The 18,090-nt window shown below is 60.8% G+C and carries 17 protein-coding genes; 7 read left to right on the top strand and 10 right to left on the bottom strand.

Annotation, left to right across the window (positions count from 1 at the left end):
• Window positions 1-187: 187 nt before the first annotated feature.
• The 10 genes from P3T25_RS17975 to P3T25_RS18020 all read right to left on the bottom strand — a co-directional run bounded on the left by P3T25_RS17975 (window position 188) and on the right by P3T25_RS18020 (window position 7,722).
• Entirely contained in the window at window positions 188-934 is a 747-nt protein-coding gene (locus P3T25_RS17975; protein WP_154562261.1) for an SDR family oxidoreductase, read from the bottom strand.
• Between the two features lie 95 nt (window positions 935-1,029).
• On the bottom strand, window positions 1,030-1,614 hold the full coding sequence (locus P3T25_RS17980; protein WP_154562263.1) for a TIGR00730 family Rossman fold protein: 585 nt from the start codon (window positions 1,612-1,614) through the stop codon (window positions 1,030-1,032).
• 2 nt (window positions 1,615-1,616) lie between these two features.
• The gene (locus tag P3T25_RS17985; protein WP_054034977.1) at window positions 1,617-2,342 is read right to left on the bottom strand and encodes a TetR/AcrR family transcriptional regulator; all 726 of its coding nucleotides are present in this window, start codon (window positions 2,340-2,342) and stop codon (window positions 1,617-1,619) included.
• A gap of 231 nt (window positions 2,343-2,573) precedes the next feature.
• Window positions 2,574-3,209 (bottom strand): diacylglycerol kinase, encoded by a 636-nt coding sequence (locus P3T25_RS17990; protein ID WP_429358548.1) that lies wholly within the window; start codon window positions 3,207-3,209, stop codon window positions 2,574-2,576.
• 20 nt (window positions 3,210-3,229) lie between these two features.
• The gene (locus P3T25_RS17995) at window positions 3,230-4,261 is read right to left on the bottom strand and encodes a glycosyltransferase family 4 protein (RefSeq protein WP_154562267.1); all 1,032 of its coding nucleotides are present in this window, start codon (window positions 4,259-4,261) and stop codon (window positions 3,230-3,232) included.
• A 30-nt stretch (window positions 4,262-4,291) separates the two neighbouring features.
• Window positions 4,292-5,233, bottom strand: coding sequence for a UDP-2,3-diacylglucosamine diphosphatase (locus tag P3T25_RS18000; protein ID WP_154562269.1), 942 nt, complete (start codon window positions 5,231-5,233; stop codon window positions 4,292-4,294).
• Between the two features lie 190 nt (window positions 5,234-5,423).
• Complete coding sequence (locus tag P3T25_RS18005; RefSeq protein WP_168435776.1) at window positions 5,424-5,945, bottom strand: RDD family protein; 522 nt, start codon at window positions 5,943-5,945, stop codon at window positions 5,424-5,426.
• Between the two features lie 13 nt (window positions 5,946-5,958).
• The gene (locus tag P3T25_RS18010) at window positions 5,959-6,717 is read right to left on the bottom strand and encodes a DUF3106 domain-containing protein (RefSeq protein WP_168435777.1); all 759 of its coding nucleotides are present in this window, start codon (window positions 6,715-6,717) and stop codon (window positions 5,959-5,961) included.
• A gap of 16 nt (window positions 6,718-6,733) precedes the next feature.
• The gene (locus P3T25_RS18015) at window positions 6,734-7,162 is read right to left on the bottom strand and encodes a DUF3619 family protein (protein ID WP_171925028.1); all 429 of its coding nucleotides are present in this window, start codon (window positions 7,160-7,162) and stop codon (window positions 6,734-6,736) included.
• Window positions 7,159-7,722, bottom strand: coding sequence for an RNA polymerase sigma factor (locus P3T25_RS18020; protein ID WP_054034971.1), 564 nt, complete (start codon window positions 7,720-7,722; stop codon window positions 7,159-7,161). Before P3T25_RS18020 ends, P3T25_RS18015 begins: the two co-directional genes overlap by 4 nt.
• Before the next feature lie 364 nt (window positions 7,723-8,086).
• On the opposite strand from P3T25_RS18020, the gene P3T25_RS18025 reads away from it, so the two are divergent.
• The 7 genes from P3T25_RS18025 to P3T25_RS18055 all read left to right on the top strand — a co-directional run bounded on the left by P3T25_RS18025 (window position 8,087) and on the right by P3T25_RS18055 (window position 18,071).
• Entirely contained in the window at window positions 8,087-9,850 is a 1,764-nt protein-coding gene (locus P3T25_RS18025; RefSeq protein ID WP_154562275.1) for an acetolactate synthase 3 catalytic subunit, read from the top strand.
• Window positions 9,851-9,962: 112 nt separating this feature from the next.
• Window positions 9,963-10,454: an acetolactate synthase small subunit gene (gene ilvN, locus P3T25_RS18030; RefSeq protein WP_011487482.1), complete on the top strand. Its 492-nt coding sequence runs from the start codon at window positions 9,963-9,965 to the stop codon at window positions 10,452-10,454.
• Between the two features lie 163 nt (window positions 10,455-10,617).
• Window positions 10,618-11,634 carry a ketol-acid reductoisomerase gene (ilvC, locus tag P3T25_RS18035; RefSeq protein ID WP_063495284.1) on the top strand — a complete coding sequence of 339 codons (1,017 nt, stop codon included), beginning with the start codon at window positions 10,618-10,620 and terminating at the stop codon, window positions 11,632-11,634.
• 1,171 nt (window positions 11,635-12,805) lie between these two features.
• Entirely contained in the window at window positions 12,806-14,506 is a 1,701-nt protein-coding gene (gene ltrA / locus P3T25_RS18040) for a group II intron reverse transcriptase/maturase (protein WP_171925029.1), read from the top strand.
• Window positions 14,507-14,623: 117 nt separating this feature from the next.
• The gene (locus tag P3T25_RS18045; protein ID WP_054034968.1) at window positions 14,624-15,262 is read left to right on the top strand and encodes a phosphatidylserine decarboxylase; all 639 of its coding nucleotides are present in this window, start codon (window positions 14,624-14,626) and stop codon (window positions 15,260-15,262) included.
• A 24-nt stretch (window positions 15,263-15,286) separates the two neighbouring features.
• Window positions 15,287-16,156: a CDP-diacylglycerol--serine O-phosphatidyltransferase gene (gene pssA / locus P3T25_RS18050; RefSeq protein WP_154567705.1), complete on the top strand. Its 870-nt coding sequence runs from the start codon at window positions 15,287-15,289 to the stop codon at window positions 16,154-16,156.
• Window positions 16,157-16,523: 367 nt separating this feature from the next.
• Window positions 16,524-18,071: a 2-isopropylmalate synthase gene (locus P3T25_RS18055; protein WP_429358549.1), complete on the top strand. Its 1,548-nt coding sequence runs from the start codon at window positions 16,524-16,526 to the stop codon at window positions 18,069-18,071.
• The last annotated feature ends 19 nt before the right edge of the window (window positions 18,072-18,090 follow it).

Genomic DNA, 18,090 nt, shown 5'->3' on the forward strand with positions numbered 1-18,090 from the left:
ATGCGGTCGCATGCGAACGCTGCGATTGTAGTCCGAGTTTATTACGGCCGATTACAGAAAAAGCACGGAATATCGCGGTCAGCCGAACAGATTGCGCCGATTCCTCGTCAAATTGACGGGAATCGGGGTCGGGAAAGGAGAAGGCGGCCGTGCGAAGCTGCCGGCCGCGGGAACAGAAGAGCGGTATTCAGCGTCCGCCGGCGACGTCGAGCAGCGCGCCCGTCACGTACGAGGCGGCATCGCTCAGCAACCAGACGATCGACTCGGCGACTTCGTCAGCGCTGCCGGGGCGGCCCAACGGCGTGGTCGCGCCGAGCTGGGCGGCGCGTTCGGGCTTGCCGCCGCTGGCGTGGATTTCGGTATCGATCAGGCCAGGGCGCACCGCGTTCACCCGCACGCCCTGCGGGCCGAGTTCTTTGGCGAGACCGATCGTCATGGTGTCGACGGCACCTTTCGAGCCGGCATAGTCGACGTATTCGTTCGGCGAACCCAAACGCGAAGCCGCCGACGAGATGTTCACGATCACACCACCCGCGCCGCCACGAGTTGTCGACATCCGGCGCGCGGCTTCGCGTGCGCACAGATACGCGCCGAGCACATTGACGTCGAACATGCGTTTCAGGCGCGCGAGGTCCATATCCGCGAGCTGGCTCGAAGGCGCAACGATCCCGGCATTGTTGACGAGCGCATCGAGCCGGCCGAACTTTTGCAGGAGCGCGTCGAACATCGCGATCACATCGGCTTCACTGGCGACGTCGCCGGCAATCGGCAACGCCTGGCCGCCGGCGCGTTCCACTTCAGCAGCGGTGTCCTGCGCGGCCGCGAGATTCCGCGCGTAATTCACGCCGACCGACCAGCCGCGCGCGCCCAGCAAACGCGCGGTCGCACGGCCAATGCCGCGGCTGCCACCGGTGATCAGAACGGCTTTCGTCATTGCAACCTCATCGTTCGGGCGGGGGCCGCGGGAGCGTGCGGCGGGTGTTCGTTCAGGCAGTTGAAGAAGCGCGCCTGGCGGCGATCAATCGGTGATCAAACGGCGTCGCGTTTGACGGCCCATTTGTCGCTGGCAGGCGGTTTATAGCGTTGCAGCTTGTCGATCAGCGCGACCGGATCGGCATCCCTTTGCAGGATGTCGAAATAGGTCTGCCGCATGAAACCTTCGTCTACCGTGTGCTTGAGGAGTGCGATCAGCGGATCGTAGAAACCGTCGATATTCAGCAGTGCCACCGGCTTTTGGTGATAGCCGAGCTGCGCCCACGTATAGACCTCGAACAGCTCTTCGAGCGTGCCCGCGCCGCCAGGCATCGCGACGAATGCGTCGGACAGGTCGGCCATCATCTTCTTGCGATGATGCATGTCAGGCACCACATGCAGCTCGGTCAGCCCGTTATGGCCGACTTCCTTGTTGACCAGCAACTCCGGAATCACGCCGATTGCGCGGCCGCCTTCGGCCATCACGGTATCGGCGATCACGCCCATCAGGCCGACCTTGCCGCCGCCATAGACCAGCGCGAGATCGGCCTGCACCAGTGCGCGGCCGAAAGCACGCGCGGCTTTGGCGTACAACGGTCTGGCTCCGTCGGAGGAGCCGCAATACACACACACCGACTTCATACTCAAACGTCCTTCGGTTCGTTGCGGGGCGCGGCGCCTTCTTTCGGCGGCAGGTAGTCATAGAACTCGCGCTTGGGCAGCTTGCCCGAGACGAGGTCGTCGAAAATCTGCCGCGAGCGGCCGCGCAGATAAGGCGCCATGAGCGAGACGATCTGCACGCTCACCTGATGCAGTTCCGCGCGAATCGTTTCCTGCTCGTTGTACTTGCGCGGGTTCATCACGAACTGATACGACAGCCAGTACGTGCCGATTACGCCGACGTTGGTGGCGATCACGTGCAGTTCTTCGGGCGTGGCGACCATTTCGCCGTCGGCCACGAGTTGTTCGCAGAACTGGCTTGCAAAGCGCACCTTGTGGCTGATGATCTGCTTGAAGTGCGTCTCGAGCGTGCGGTTGCGCGCCAGCAGATCGTTCAGGTCGCGATACAGGAAACGATAGCGCCAGGTGAAATCGACCATGTACTGCAGGTACGACCACATCTCGTCGATCGTCGCGCGGTGGTCGTCGGGAAAGCGCAGACGCTTTTCGATCTCCTGCTCGAACTGGCTGAAGATGCTGTTGATGATGTCGTCTTTGTTGCGGAAGTGGTAGTACAGGTTGCCTGGACTGATTTCCATTTCTTCGGCGATCGTCGTCGTCGTGACGTTCGGCTCGCCGATCTCGTTGAACAGCTTCAACGATAGTTCGAGTATCCGTTCGCGGGTGCGGCGGGGAGGTTTGGCTTCCATGTCGTCCGGCCCTGGTTACGCCGGGCTGGGCGCGTGGCGGCTTGCCGCTCTAGCGTGATCCACCCGGACGCGGTTGGTATTTTGATTGAGCGCCTCAGCGGTTTCCCGTGAGACTGTCGGACGATTATAAACCGACCGTTCTTATACCAAACGGATACTCAGGGTTTTCATTCTTTGGGACGCCGGGAAAGGGCGTCAGGCGGTGCTTCGGGGTGAATTCCATAGCCGCGCTCAGAACCACGCTTTGACCCAATGCACGACGAGCGGCCCGACGATCAGTCCCCACGTCATCACGCACATGCCGAGCGCGACCATGACCGCAGCGCTGCCGAGGTCCTTGGCACGGCGCGACAACTCGTGGCGCTCAAGCGAAATCCGGTCGATGGCCGCCTCGACGCTCGAATTCAGCAATTCGACGATCAGCACCAGCAGTACCGAGCCGAGCAGCAACACGCGCGACACGGGATCGACGGGCACCAGCACGCCGCACGGAATCAGAATCGCGGCGAGCGTGAGCTCCTGGCGAAACGCGCTTTCCTCGCGGATCGCCACGCGAAACCCGGCCAGCGAATTTTTCATCGCGTGCCACGCGCGGGTCACGCCGCGATTGCCCTTGTATGGATTGAAGGGGAGCGGCGCGAATGGATCGTCGGGGCTGAGCGGTTCGTCGTGCGGCTCGCTCTCGGGGTTCGAGAGACCCCCAAGGCTTGCACCGTTCATGCCGTGAAAACCATTCGCGTGATCGACATGATTCGGCATGCCGTGCTCGCTCACATCGTCGAACGGTTCGATGCCGGCGGCTTCGGTGTCGACAGCGCGCAGCGCGCCTTTCGACGCGCGTGCGGCGGTGGAGTTTCGGGTTCGCATAAACGGCTCGGCGCGTCGCTTCACGCGGCGGCGCTTTCCTCGCTATACGACGTGCGCGGCAGCGGCTTCAGGTGCGCCGCGAACTGCTCGGACGCGGCTGCCCACGAGAAGCGTTCGGCCCACGCGCGCGCATGGCTGCGCTCGATCTTCAGCGCTTCGAGGCAAGCCTCGCGCAAGTCCTCATGCATGGCGCCCGCGCCGCCGTCGCCGAGCACGTCGATCGGGCCGGTCACCGGATACGCCGCGACCGGCGTGCCGCAGGCCAGCGCTTCGAGCAGCACGAGTCCGAAGGTATCGGTGCGGCTCGGGAACACGAATACGTCGGCGGCCGCGTAGACCTTGGCCAGTTCGGCTTGCGTCAGCACGCCCAGGTAATTCGCTTGCGGATAGCGCGATTTCAGTTCGGCGAGCGCCGGGCCTTCGCCGGCCACCCACTTCGAGCCGGGCAGATCGAGCTTGAGAAACGCCTCGACGTTCTTCTCGACGGCTACACGTCCCACGTACAGAAAGATCGGCCGCGCGGTGTTGAGAACCTTCGAGTCCATCTGGTGAAAGATGTCGAGGTCGACGCCGCGAGTCCACAACACCACGTTGGTGAAGCCGAATTTTTCGAGGTCAGCCTTGACCACGGGCGTGGGCGCCATCACCGCCAGAGACGGCTTGTGGAACCAGTGCAGAAACTTGTAGGTGGCCGCGATCGGAATGCCGAAACGCGCCTGCACGTATTCGGGAAAGCGCGTGTGATAAGCGGTCGTGAACGGCAGCTTGTGCTTGATCGCATAGGAGCGTGCGGCCATGCCGAGTGGGCCTTCGGTGGCGATGTGCAGCGCGTCGGGCGCGAATTCGTCAATGCGTTGATGGAGCTTGCGACGCGGCAGCAGCGACAGGCGAATCTCCGGATAGGTCGGGCACGGAATCGTCTTGAATTCGAGCGGCGTCAGCAGATCGACCTGGTGGCCGAGCGTGGTGAGTTCGCGCGTGGTGTTCTTCAGCGTGCGCACGACGCCATTGACCTGCGGTTCCCATGCATCGGTGACGATCATGATCTTCATCGGTTTCGGCCCAATAGAAGTGGAGAGGGACTACGCGGTCGCCCGGGCCTTTTGCACGCCGACTTCCGGTGCGCGCATCACGGTCCAGTAGATCACCTTGAGTTCGCCTTCATACGTCTCGACGAGTGCCGACAGGCTTTCGACCCAATCGCCGTCGTTGCAATACAGCACGCCGTCGATGTCGCGGATTTCGGCTTTGTGGATGTGCCCGCAGACCACGCCGTCGCAACCGCGGCGGCGTGCTTCGTCGGTCATCACGCGCTCGAAGGACGAAATGAAATTCACTGCGTTCTTCACCTGATGCTTCAGGTATTGCGACAGCGACCAGTACGGAAAGCCGAGTCGGCTGCGGATCCGGTTGAACCAGCGGTTCAGGATCAGGATCATCGTGTAGAGCGTGTCGCCGAGATAGGCGAGCCACTTCGCGTGCTGGATCACGCCGTCGAACAGATCGCCGTGCACGATCCACAGGCGCTTGCCGGCGAGCGTCGTGTGGAAGGCTTCGCCGCGCACGTGGATGTCGCCGAAAGCGAGGTCGCAGAACTGTCGCGCGGCTTCGTCATGATTGCCCGGCACGTAGATGACCTGGGTGCCTTTGCGTGCTTTGCGCAGCACCTTCTGCACGACGTCGTTGTGCGCCTGCGGCCAGTACCAGCCTTTTTTCAACTGCCAGCCGTCGATGATGTCGCCCACGAGGTACAGGTATTCCGACTCGTTGTGACGCAGGAAGTCGAGGAGATACGGCGCCTGACAACCGCTTGAGCCGAGGTGGATGTCGGACAGCCAGATGGTGCGATAGCGGTGTGGTTCAGCGTGGTCGTCGTCGTGATGGCCGGCTTGTGCGTCGAGCGGCAGCGACGGCACAGGCAACGGCAAGCCGTGGCTAGGGTTGGGTTCCGGGCGGAACGCGACAGGGTCGACGCTCGGGCCGGTCTGGCGGAACAGGGAAGTCGCGGACGTTTTGGGGTCCATGGCTCACGCGTCGAGTTGCGGTGCCCGTATTGCGCCAGTCGCGCGTGACCGTGCCGTGACAGTCACGAGAAGTTCTTATTACTGTGTCGGGAGAAGGGGGGGCAGACCAGGGCTGCGGCGAGCGGCAACCGCAGTCAAGCGAACGCGAACCGCGGGCGCGGCGGTGTGAAGTGTGAGGCGGCCAGTTTGCTCAGTGTGCGACGCTAATGACGCGGGTGCCGGCGAGGCGGTCGTGCAGGAATTGACGCTGCGAATCGAAGCGGCCGATGGCGGCCCACAGTACGAACCAGATCGCGGCGATCACCAGCGTCTGCGGCACGGCGAGGCCCAGCAACGGATGCAGCGCGAGCGGCGGCAAAAACCACAGCCACGCCAGTACGTAACGAACGATCGCCCGGCCCGTGGACAGCGGCGCGCCGTTAGCGGCGACGACGCGCAGGCGCCAGGTTTTCATCGGCAGCGTCTGGCCGCTATGGGTCCAGAACCAGACGAAATACAGACCAACCACGAGGCCGATCCACACTGCGAGCAGGTTGTGATGGGTGAGACCGTTGCGCTGCTGAGTCAACGTGCTGAACAGATAGCCGGCGATGAACACGACGCCGAACAGGATCACGGCTTCGTAGAGCAGCGCGGCGAGGCGCCGGCGAACGGTAGGCGCGGTGCCGGATGATTTGGCGGGCAGTGTCGAGGTGGCGAGCGGTTGGGACACAGTGGGGCGCGGATCAGGAGCCGTTGAAGATCGACGGCGCCTCGGCCGGCGAAACCGGCACCGGCGTGGCGGGCACGAAGCTGCCCGCAGCCGGAATCGCCGGCGTAACGGCCGGGCTCGGCAATGCAGCGGCAGCCGCGGCACTCGCCGCTGCGGCGCCGCTCGCGCCATGCTCGCGGGCATTGACCAGACGGTCCAGGCCCTTGATCTCGGACTTGCCGGACGGCGGCGCGCTTACGACGCTCGGTCGCCGCTTACGCTCGCTCGCGGCGAGTCGCTCCTTCTGCTCTTCCGGCAATTGCTGATAAGTCTTCCATGCGTTCTGGCGGGTTTCGCGCGGCAACTCCTTCGACACCTGGTAGTTCTCGCGTGCAACGCGCCGCTGATCGGGTGTCATGCGCACCCATTCAGTCATTCGGTCATGCAGGCGTTTTTGTGCATCAGGCGATAACTTCGGATAACGCGCCGCGATCTTGATCCATTTTCGCTTGCGTTCGTCACTGAAGGAATCCCAGACGCCGGCGAACGGCGCGAGCGCAAGGTGTTCGGCCGAGTTCAGGCGCGACCACGCCATCGGGCTATTGTTGCCGGACAGGCCGGGCAGTTCGACGGCGAGCGTAGGCGCGGGTGTCTTGGCGGTTGCGTTGCCGCCTGCGGCAGGCGCATTGGCGGTCGACGGGCTCGGATAAAAGCGCGGATACGTCGCGGCAAACGACACCAGGGCCGCGATCGCGCATCCGAAAACAACGGCCAAGCCGCGCTTGTAACTCACCCGAAGAATCTCCCGCTCAGTGGGCGCGTGATAGGTACGCGTTGAAACCGTGATCGAGATAGGCATTGAGCGGCAAGTCGTCGCTAAGCATGGCTGCATCGATATCGGCGAGTTCGGCGGTGCGTTGCTGGTCTTCCCAGTAGGCGATGCCCACGAGGCTGACGACCAGCGCGACGAGCGGCCAGGCGAGCGCAAAGCGGCGCAGCGGCGAGCGGCGGCGCTGTGGCATCTCGACCTGCGGCATACCTGAGGGCATGCCGGCGCCGGCGAAGGCGGGTACGAACACCGGCGCGCTCACGGTCTCGGGCTTCTTGCGAGCGAGCGCGGCACGGCGCGCCACGGCGAGCCGGTCGACGGTGGCGGACGGGATACTGGCGGCGGTTTCGTCGAGCGCGCGGCGCACCTGGCGGGCGAACTCGAGTTCTTTGGTTTCTAGGGAGCTCATAGCGTGATTCCTTTAGCCTTGAGCGCTTGCGCCAGCGTGTGGGTGGCCCGCGAGCAGTGTGTTTTCACACTGCCTTCGGAGCAGCCCATCGCGGCGGCAGTCTCGGCGACATCCATATCTTCCCAATAACGCATGAGAAACGCCTCCCGTTGACGTGCCGGTAACTTTTGGATCTCGTCGTCGATTAACTGTAAGACCTGTTCGCGTTCGAGTTTCTGTTCGTTGCTTTCTGAGCCCGCTGAACCTTGCTGCGCCTCGAATGTTTCGAGTGGGTCGAATTCGTCGTCGTCGGCGTTGCCGAGCGAGGAGAACAGACTAACCCAAGTATTGCGCACTTTGGCACGACGGAAATAGTCGTGCATCGCATTCTGGAGAATACGCTGAAACAGGAGCGGAAGTTCGGCGGCCGGACGGTCGCCGTATTTTTCGGCGAGCTTGATCATCGCGTCCTGCACGATATCGAGCGAGGCGTCGTCGTCCCGCACGGCGTAGACCGTCTGCTTGAATGCGCGCCTTTCGACGCCCGCCAGAAAATCGGCGAGTTCCTTGTCTGATGCCATCCGTTTGGGGGTCGGCGCAGCGTGCGTGCGCGTAATCGGTCGAAAAATGTCGTAAAACTCGCGGATGCTAACAAACTTTCGCCCCGCTGGGGCGAAACCCGTCCTACCTTGTACCTCAATAGCGGGCTTTTCGGTCGTTTTTGACCATTATTAAGATTCAGGGGCAGGCCGCCAGGGCAATATTTGCTTGACCGCGCGAACATCTGCAGATATCTTCGCTGGTTCGCAACATAAGTGACTTGTCTCAATTGAGGTGTGGCCCAAGAAGCTCACCTGTCAACTGGACGCGCCGCTTGAACCCGAGCCACAAGCCCGGCAGAGAGCACCCGATCAATTTTTTGCCGAAAATTCGAAAGGTGAATAAATGAATATGCCCAGCGCGGAATTCTCCACGTCGGATACGACCCCCCATCCTGAAGCTGACTCTATCGGCGCCACCGTGCTCATGCGCGCTTTGGCCGACGAAGACGTCGAGTTTGTGTGGGGCTATCCCGGCGGCTCGGTACTCTACATTTACGACGAGCTGTACAAGCAGGACAAATTCCAGCACATCCTCGTGCGCCACGAACAAGCCGCAGTCCACGCCGCCGACGCCTATGCGCGTTCCACCGGCAAAGTGGGTGTGTGCCTCGTGACCTCCGGCCCCGGCGTCACCAATGCGGTGACCGGCATCGCCACGGCCTACATGGATTCGATCCCGATGGTGATCATCAGCGGCCAGGTGCCGACTGCTGCGATCGGTCAGGATGCGTTCCAGGAGTGCGATACGGTCGGCATCACGCGTCCCTGCGTGAAGCACAACTTCCTTGTGAAGGACGTGCGCGACCTCGCCGCTACCGTCAAGAAAGCTTTCTATATCGCCCGTACCGGCCGTCCCGGCCCGGTGCTGATCGACATTCCGAAAGACGTGTCGAAGATGCCGTGCCAGTACGAACCGCTCAAGACCGTTTCGCTGCGCTCGTACAACCCGGTCACGAAAGGTCACTCCGGCCAGATTCGCAAGGCTGTGGCCTTGTTGCTGTCGGCCAGGCGTCCGTATATCTACACCGGCGGCGGCATCATCCTCGCGGATGCATCGCGTGAGCTGAACCAGTTCGCCGATCTGCTCGGCTATCCCGTAACCAATACGTTGATGGGTCTGGGCGGCTACCGCGCGAGCGACAAGAAATTCCTCGGCATGCTCGGCATGCACGGCACGTACGAAGCCAACATGGCGATGCAGCACTGCGACGTGCTGATCGCGATCGGCGCACGCTTCGACGACCGTGTGATCGGCGATCCGGCGCACTTCGCATCGCGCCCGCGCAAGATCATCCATATCGACATCGATCCTTCTTCCATCTCCAAGCGCGTCAAGGTCGACATTCCGATCGTCGGCGACGTGAAGGAAGTGCTGAAGGAGCTGATCGAGCAGTTGCAAACGGCCGAGCATGGCCCGGACACCGCGGCGCTCGCCGACTGGTGGAAGGACATCGAAGCCTGGCGCGCCAAAGACTGCCTGAAGTTCGACCGCAAGAGCGACATCATCAAGCCGCAGTACGTGGTGGAAAAGGCGTGGGAACTGACCGACGGCAATGCCTTCGTGTGTTCCGACGTCGGCCAGCACCAGATGTGGGCCGCGCAGTTCTATCGCTTCAACAAGCCGCGCCGCTGGATCAATTCCGGTGGCCTCGGCACGATGGGCTTCGGCCTGCCGGCGGCGATGGGCGTGAAGATGGCGCACCCGGACGACGACGTGCTCTGTATCACGGGCGAAGGCTCGATCCAGATGTGTATCCAGGAACTCTCGACCTGCAAGCAGTACGAGACGCCCATCAAGATCATTTCGCTGAACAACCGCTATCTGGGCATGGTGCGCCAGTGGCAGCAGATCGAATACAGCAAGCGCTATTCGCATTCGTACATGGATGCGCTGCCGGATTTCGTGAAGCTCGCCGAAGCGTACGGCCACGTCGGCATGCGTATCGAACGCACGGCCGATGTCGAACCGGCGCTGAAGGAAGCGCTGCGTCTGAAAGATCGCACGGTGTTTCTCGATTTCCAGACCGATCCGACCGAAAACGTCTGGCCGATGGTCCAGGCCGGCAAGGGCATCACTGAGATGCTCATGGGTTCGGAAGATCTATAACGACGGTTTTTAGCGTCGGCTTCGTCATGCGCGCCTCCACAAAGGGCGAAGGCGGACGAAGCGGCGCGAAACCGCTCGCATACATCGACAAAACATCTGGAAGAAGCGAAACATGAGACACATTATTTCTGTCCTGCTGGAAAACGAACCGGGCGCGTTATCACGCGTGGTGGGGCTGTTCTCGGCACGCGGCTACAACATTGAAACCTTGACGGTGGCTCCGACCGAAGACCGTTCGCTGTCGCGCATGACCATCGTCTCCATTGGCTCGGACGACGTGATCGAACAGATCACGAAGCATCTGAACCGCCTGATCGAGGTGGTGAAAGTGGTCGACCTTACCGAGGGCGCCCACATCGAGCGTGAGCTGATGTTGATCAAGGTGAGGGCGGTCGGCAAGGAACGTGAGGAGATGAAACGGATGTCGGATATTTTCCGCGGCCGGATCATCGACGTCACAGAAAAGACCTACACGATCGAACTGACGGGCGCGAGCGACAAGCTCGATGCCTTCATCGAAGGGATCGACGCGACTGCGATTCTCGAAACCGTCCGTACGGGCAGTTCGGGTATCGGCCGCGGCGAGCGCATTCTGAAGGTTTGACGCGCGCGCTGAGTTACGGTTCGAAGTTGCGTTATCAACCGTCTCGATCGAAGCCGGGCAGTGCTAGTGTCTGAATCTGCACCTGTCCGGCCAGCAACACAAAACACACCATTCGCAGTATTTGTATTTCACTGATTTCACCGAATTTAGCCAAGGAACCGACATGAAAGTTTTCTACGACAAGGACGCCGACCTCTCCCTCATCAAGGGCAAGCAAGTCACCATCATTGGCTATGGCTCGCAAGGGCATGCTCACGCACTGAACCTGAGCGAAAGCGGCGTGAAGGTTACGGTCGGTCTGCGCAAGGGCGGCGCATCGTGGAGCAAGGCTGAGAACGCCGGCCTGCAAGTCAAGGAAGTGGCGGAAGCCGTCAAGGGCGCGGACGTCGTCATGATGCTGCTGCCGGACGAGCAGATCGCCGAAGTCTACGCAAAGGAAGTGCACGCCAATATCAAGCAAGGCGCAGCGCTCGCCTTCGCACACGGTTTCAACGTGCACTACGGTCAAGTGATCCCGCGCGCGGACCTCGACGTGATCATGATCGCGCCGAAGGCGCCGGGCCACACGGTTCGCGGTACGTACTCGCAAGGTGGCGGCGTGCCCCACCTGATCGCCGTTGCGCAAGACAAGTCGGGCGCAGCGCGTGACATCGCCCTGTCGTACGCAGCAGCGAACGGCGGCGGCCGTGCCGGTATCATCGAAACGAACTTCCGTGAAGAAACGGAAACCGACCTGTTCGGCGAACAAGCCGTGCTGTGCGGCGGTACGGTCGACCTGATCAAGGCCGGCTTCGAAACGTTGGTGGAAGCGGGCTACGCGCCGGAAATGGCGTACTTCGAGTGCCTGCACGAACTGAAGCTGATCGTCGACCTGATCTACGAAGGCGGCATCGCGAACATGAACTACTCGATCTCGAACAACGCCGAATACGGCGAGTACGTGACGGGTCCACGTATCGTGACCGCTGAAACGAAGAAAGCGATGAAGGCAGTGCTGACGGACATTCAGACCGGCGAGTACGCAAAGAGCTTCATCATCGAAAACAAGGCCGGCGCACCGACGCTGCAATCGCGCCGCCGTCTGACGGCCGAGCACCAGATCGAAACGGTTGGTGCCAAGCTGCGTTCGATGATGCCGTGGATCGCCGCGAACAAGCTGGTCGACCAGTCGAAGAACTAAGAAGCCAGTTTTATCGCATCTGACCGGCGCGGCGCCTCGTCGCAGCAGCCGGTAATGCAAAAAGCCGTCCAAGGGTGCTGAACCCTGGGCGGCTTTTGCTATCCTACGGTTTTACGTGCGACACGCACGCTCGTGTCCGTCAGCCCCACGTTACGGGGCATCGACTAGAGGGTTATTGAGGAAGGTCTCGACTGGACTCACCATGCCCTCCGCAGGCGGCTCCCTTGTGAGCCGCACTTTAAGCAGTAGATGTGTCCTTAGGGGCACACCTTAGTAGTGAACACGGGACACGGTGCATTCCGCCGTCAACCGTATTGCATTGACCTGATTACCGTCAGGTCCCGCCCAGTCAGCGGCTTCATCTCCGCCGACAGGGCGGGGTGATGTTTGCAATTCCTGCGCCTCAGGGCAACGGAGTCGCTAAACGATACGAGCGAAAAGCTCGGTGTGTCATTGTTCGGCCTCGCTGGCTGCATTGGCGAGGGTAGTGAACCTGCTGTACGACCAGCAGTAGCCTAGGAAGACATGCGTCACTGGCAATGGTGGGGTGTGAAGCTCTTCTAACAATGTACCCCCCGGAAGTTCGGGCGGATGGTGGTTGCGAGATGACCATCCGGAGACTCCCAGCAGCAACGGGGTTGAGGGGCTAGGCTGGCTGATATGGTTAATGCAAGTGAACTGCTGATAAACCTCGTAAGTAGGACGGTGCCAAAGCTGCTGACAGGCATCAACCAAACAGGTGTGCGGTCGGATAACCCGCTGTAAATTCGGGTTACGTCGTCATCGGACCGCCGGGGAATAGGCAGAACCTAAGTCAGTCGTGTGACACGCCGGGAACGTGGTAAGCCTGTATGGTTGCCGGTCGTAGTTTGACTGGCAGGCGAACCGCGAGGGACGCTGTTGATTGTGCAGGTATGGGATGACGGAGAAAGCGAAAGCCGGTCTGTAATGGGTCGGATAGGGGTTGGAACATTACCCCACGCGAAAGCGGGCAGACTTCCGTCTGGTCTACCGTCGCAAGATGGCTGACTAACCCTTAGCTGGAAGATGATTGCTGTCGGGCTTCTGGACCGTCAGCATATGTTTTTAACCCCCTTGCGGGAGCAGATCGCTCCCGCAAGGGGCGATCTGTTCTTCGCTCGGGATTCACTTCTTCGAGTAGGAGAGCAGCATGAGAGTATCTGTCCGAAAGGACGGATCTGCGCTTTCCCACGCGCCGGACAACTGGTACGCCGTAGATTGGCGGCGGGTTGAACGGAACGTGAGAGGGATGCAGATTCGAATTGCGAAGGCGACGCGGGAAGGCAACTGGCGCAGGGGGAGAGCCCTGCAACGGATGTTGACCCGCACGTTGTCCGCAAAGCTGTATGCGGTACGACGTGTTACGCAGAATCAGGGTGCGCGAACGGCTGGAGTCGATCGCGAACTTTGGGACTCGCCTGAGAGCCGATGGCTTGCTGTCGGCAGGTTGAAGCGGCGTGGATATAAGCCTCTGCCTTTACGGAGAGTCTTTATCCCCAAGGCCAATGGAAAGGAGCGCCCTCTGGGCATTCCGACCATGCGGGACAGGGCGATGCAAGCCTTGTATCTGCTGGCCTTGGAGCCGGTGTCGGAATCGACGAGCGACCCGAACTCTTATGGGTTCAGGTTAAACCGCTCGACGGCTGACGCCATGTCACAGATATTCGTCGCCATGTCCCAGAAGGGCTCAGCCCGTTGGGTGCTGGAGGCGGATATCAAGGGATGCTTCGACCATATTAGCCATAACTGGTTGGAGACCCATGTCCTGATGGACAAGGAAATCCTCCGGAAATGGCTGAAAGCTGGCCTGATTTACAAGGGGCAGCTTCAGGCGACAGAGGCCGGTACGCCGCAAGGAGGGATCATCTCTCCGACGCTGGCGAATGTGACGCTGAACGGGCTGGAGCGAGAACTGCTAGCGCACCTTAGTGCGAAGTTTGGGATCGCAAAAGCCAACAAGCTTAAAGTCAATGTGGTGCGGTACGCGGACGACTTCGTGATCACCGGTGACTCGCAAGAGTTGCTGGAGCAGGAAGTTCGACCTTGGGTGGAAACATTCCTTGCCGTTCGAGGTCTGCAACTGTCCGAGGAGAAAACGCGGATCACGCACATTGACCAAGGCTTCGATTTCCTGGGGTGGAATTTCCGTAAGTACTCGGGGACGCTACTCATCAAGCCGAGCAAGAAGAACGTGAAAACGTTCTATCGCAAGGTGGCGGATACGATCAGCGGTCATAAGACGGTAAAGCAGGAGAATCTGATTCGACTGCTGAACCCGATGCTACGGGGCTGGGCGCAGTATCACAGTCCTGTGGTCGCCAAAGAGGCATACAGCCGCATGGAGTCTTTGATTTTCCGAAGGCTTTGGCGGTGGTCGAAGAGGCGGCACCTGAACAAGAGCGCCGAATGGGTGAAGAAGAAATACTTTCACTCGGAGGGCAATCGACACTGGGTGTTCGCTGTTCCTGTAGCTCGTGACGACGGTGGTAAGGGGTTGCTTAGCCTGTACCAGATCAGCGGTACGGAAATTAAGCGACACAGAAAGGTCAAAGGAGCATTCAATCCCTTTGATCCTGAGTGGGAGCAGTACGGCGAACAGTTGCGACAGGCGCGCATGGAACACTCAATGCGTTATCGGAAGCAATGGGTTTCGCTGTATATGTCGCAAGACGGGCTTTGCTCGCATTGTGGCTGTGCCCTGACAAAGGAGACCGGCTGGCATGACCATCATCTAGAGTATCGGATGCATGGTGGCACGGACGCTCTCTCGAACAGGGTTCTGCTTCACCCGCACTGCCATCAGCAGGTGCACGCAGGTAAAATTGCGGTAACTAAGCCGGCCCGGTCCTAAGACCGGGCTTTGTTTGTAGATTTGAGCCGTATGCGGGGAAACTCGCACGTACGGTTCTTAGGGGGCCCTTCTTCCGCGAGGAAGGGGGGCTACCCTCCAAAAATACAGAAGCCATCCATGAATTACCCTCATCCGATCATCGCGCGAGAAGGCTGGCCGTTCATCGCCATCGCGGCCGTCGTTGCATTACTGGTTCATGCCTTCGCGGGATTCGGCTTTGCATGGCTGTTCTGGCTGATCCTGATCTTCGTCGTGCAGTTTTTCCGCGATCCGGCACGCCCGATTCCGACTCAGGCGAATGCCGTGCTGTGCCCGGCCGACGGTCGTATCGTCGCCGTCGAGACAGCGCATGATCCGTATGCGAACCGTGAAGCGCTGAAGATCAGCGTGTTCATGAACGTTTTCAATGTCCATTCGCAGCGCTCACCGGTGGACGGTGCGATCTCCAAGGTCGAATATTTCCCGGGCGCGTATCTGAATGCCGCTGTGGATAAGGCTTCGCTCGAAAACGAGCGCAATGCAGTGGTGATCGAAATGGCCGGCGGCCAGACGGTGACGTCGGTGCAGATCGCCGGTCTGATTGCGCGGCGCATTCTTTGCTACGTACGTTCAGGTGAGCCGCTCACGCGTGGCCAGCGTTATGGATTTATCCGTTTTGGCTCGCGTGTCGACGTGTACCTGCCAGTTGGCAGCCGTCCGCGTGTGTCGATCGGTGAGAAGGTTTCCGCGTCGTCCACGATCCTCGCTGAACTATAAAGCGGCACCAAGGAGGTTTTCCGAATGGCCGCATTCAAACCGCGTCGACCCCGCAACAGCGGGCAGCTCCCGCGTCCGTTCCGCCGTAACAAGCCGATCGTGGCGGAGACCGGAGCAGTCGAGAGCCGGCGCGCTCAGCGTCAGCAGTTCCTGAGGAAGCGCGGCATTTACCTGCTGCCGAACGCGTTCACCACCGCCGCGCTCTTTTGCGGCTTCTTCGCCGTGGTGCAGGCGATGAACGTGCGCTTCGAAATCGCGGCAATCGCGATCTTCGTGGCGATGGTGCTGGACGGCATGGACGGCCGGGTCGCCCGCATGACGCATACGCAAAGCGCGTTCGGCGAACAGTTCGACAGCCTCTCGGACATGGTTTCGTTCGGTGTGGCGCCGGCGCTCGTGATGTACGAGTGGATTCTGAAGGATCTCGGCCGCTGGGGCTGGCTCGCGGCGTTCGTCTACTGTTCGGGTGCGGCGTTGCGTCTCGCGCGCTTCAACACGAACATCGGCGTGGTCGACAAGCGCTTCTTCCAGGGTATGCCCAGTCCGGCTGCTGCCGCGCTGATCGCCGGTTTCGTGTGGCTCGCCACCGATAACCGCGTGCCGCTCAAGCTGGTATGGCTGCCGTGGGTCGCTTTCGTGCTGACTATCTACGCCGGTGTGACGATGGTGTCGAACGCGCCGTTCTACAGCGGCAAGGCGCTCGACGTGCGGCACCGCGTGCCGTTCGGCGTGATTCTGCTGGTGGTGGTGGCGTTCGTGCTGGTGTCGTCCGATCCGCCGCTGATGCTGTTCGGCCTGTTCGTGCTGTACGGCCTGTCGGGTTATGTGTTCTGGGGCTACCAGGCGATGCGGGGCAGGGCGAATCCGGCACGGTCCATAGCGGGGGACAGGTAACGGCGCACCTTCGTTGCACGAACGTGACATGAGAAAACGGCAGCCTTCGCAGGCTGCCGTTTTTCGTTGCCGCGCCCGTCCGGCGGCGCGCGGCAGGCAGGTCCGACGCCAATTGCACGGCGACGGGAATGCCGCTATAGTCGTTGGATAAATGCGTTCAGGTTCCAATTTGAGCTGCAGCACGAGCCTCAACAAGCTGGTGCGCCGCAGGTGCGCTAGTGCTGGCGCGTCTAGCGCGCTGATCGCTTATCGTTTTCTGCCCTCCGTCTGCCTCGTCTGCGGTTTATAGCGTCGCCAACGGTGGCGCAAAACGCCCGAATTCCAATATCCGATCCCCACAATTGAACGACTCCTCAGGAGACCCGACATGGCCGACAAACTGATCATATTCGACACCACGTTGCGTGACGGCGAGCAATCGCCCGGCGCGTCGATGACGAAGGAAGAAAAAATCCGTATCGCGAAGCAGCTCGAACGGATGAAGGTGGACGTGATCGAAGCGGGCTTCGCGGCCAGTTCGAATGGCGACTTCGATTCGATCCACACGATCGCGGGCCTGATCAAGGACAGCACGATCTGCTCGCTGGCCCGTGCGAACGACAAAGACATTCAACGCGCTGCTGACGCACTCAAGCCGGCCGATCATTTCCGCATCCACACGTTCATCGCAACGTCGCCGCTGCATATGGAAAAGAAGCTGCGCATGACGCCGGATCAGGTGTTCGAGCAGGCAAAGCTGGCGGTGCGTTTCGCCCGCAAGTTCACGGACGACGTCGAGTTCTCGCCTGAAGACGGCAGCCGTTCGGACATGGATTTCCTGTGCCGCGTGCTGGAAGCGGTCATCGCCGAAGGCGCGACCACGATCAACATCGCGGATACGGTCGGCTATGGCGTGCCGGAGTTGTACGGTCAGCTCGTGAAGACGCTGCGCGAGCGTATTCCGAACTCGCATAAGGCGGTGTTCTCGGTGCATTGCCATAACGACCTCGGCATGGCGGTGGCGAACTCGCTGGCCGGTGTGCAGATCGGCGGCGCGCGTCAGGTCGAGTGCACGATCAACGGTCTCGGCGAGCGCGCGGGTAATACGTCGCTCGAAGAAATCGTGATGGCGGTGAAGACCCGCAAGGATTACTTCGGCCTTGAAGTCGGTCTAGATACGACCCAGATCGTGCCGGCTTCGAAGCTGGTGTCGCAGATCACCGGTTTCGTCGTGCAGCCGAACAAGGCGGTGGTCGGTGCGAACGCATTTGCGCACGCATCCGGCATTCACCAGGACGGCGTGCTGAAAGCGCGCGACACGTACGAAATCATGCGTGCCGAAGATGTGGGCTGGAGCGCGAACAAGATCGTGCTTGGCAAGTTGTCGGGCCGCAATGCATTCAAGCAGCGTCTGCAGGAATTGGGTATCGCGCTCGATAGCGAGGGCGAACTGAACACCGCGTTCGCACGCTTCAAGGAATTGGCCGACCGCAAGTCGGAAATCTTCGACGAAGACATCATCGCGATCGTCACCGAGGAATCGGCGGAAGCGCAGGAGAGGGAGCACTACAAGTTCCTGTCGCTGTCGCAGCATTCGGAAACCGGCGAGCAGCCGCACGCGAAGATCGTGTTCTCGGTCGAAGGCAAGGAAGTGACCGGTGAAGCACGCGGCAACGGTCCGGTGGATGCCACGCTCAATGCGATCGAAACGGAAGTGGGTAGCGGTTCGGAATTGCTGCTGTACTCGGTGAACGCCATCACCACCGGCACGCAGGCGCAGGGAGAAGTGACCGTGCGGTTGTCGAAGAGCGGACGCATCGTCAACGGCGTGGGCACCGATCCGGATATCGTCGCGGCCTCCGCGAAGGCGTATATCTCGGCGCTCAACAAGCTGTATTCGAACTTCGATAAGTTGAATCCGCAACGTTCGGAGTGATAGAGGCAGGCGCGCTGAT

It is taken from the genome of Paraburkholderia sp. GAS32, from assembly GCF_050434225.1.
Taxonomy (GTDB): Bacteria; Pseudomonadota; Gammaproteobacteria; order Burkholderiales; family Burkholderiaceae; genus Paraburkholderia; species Paraburkholderia madseniana.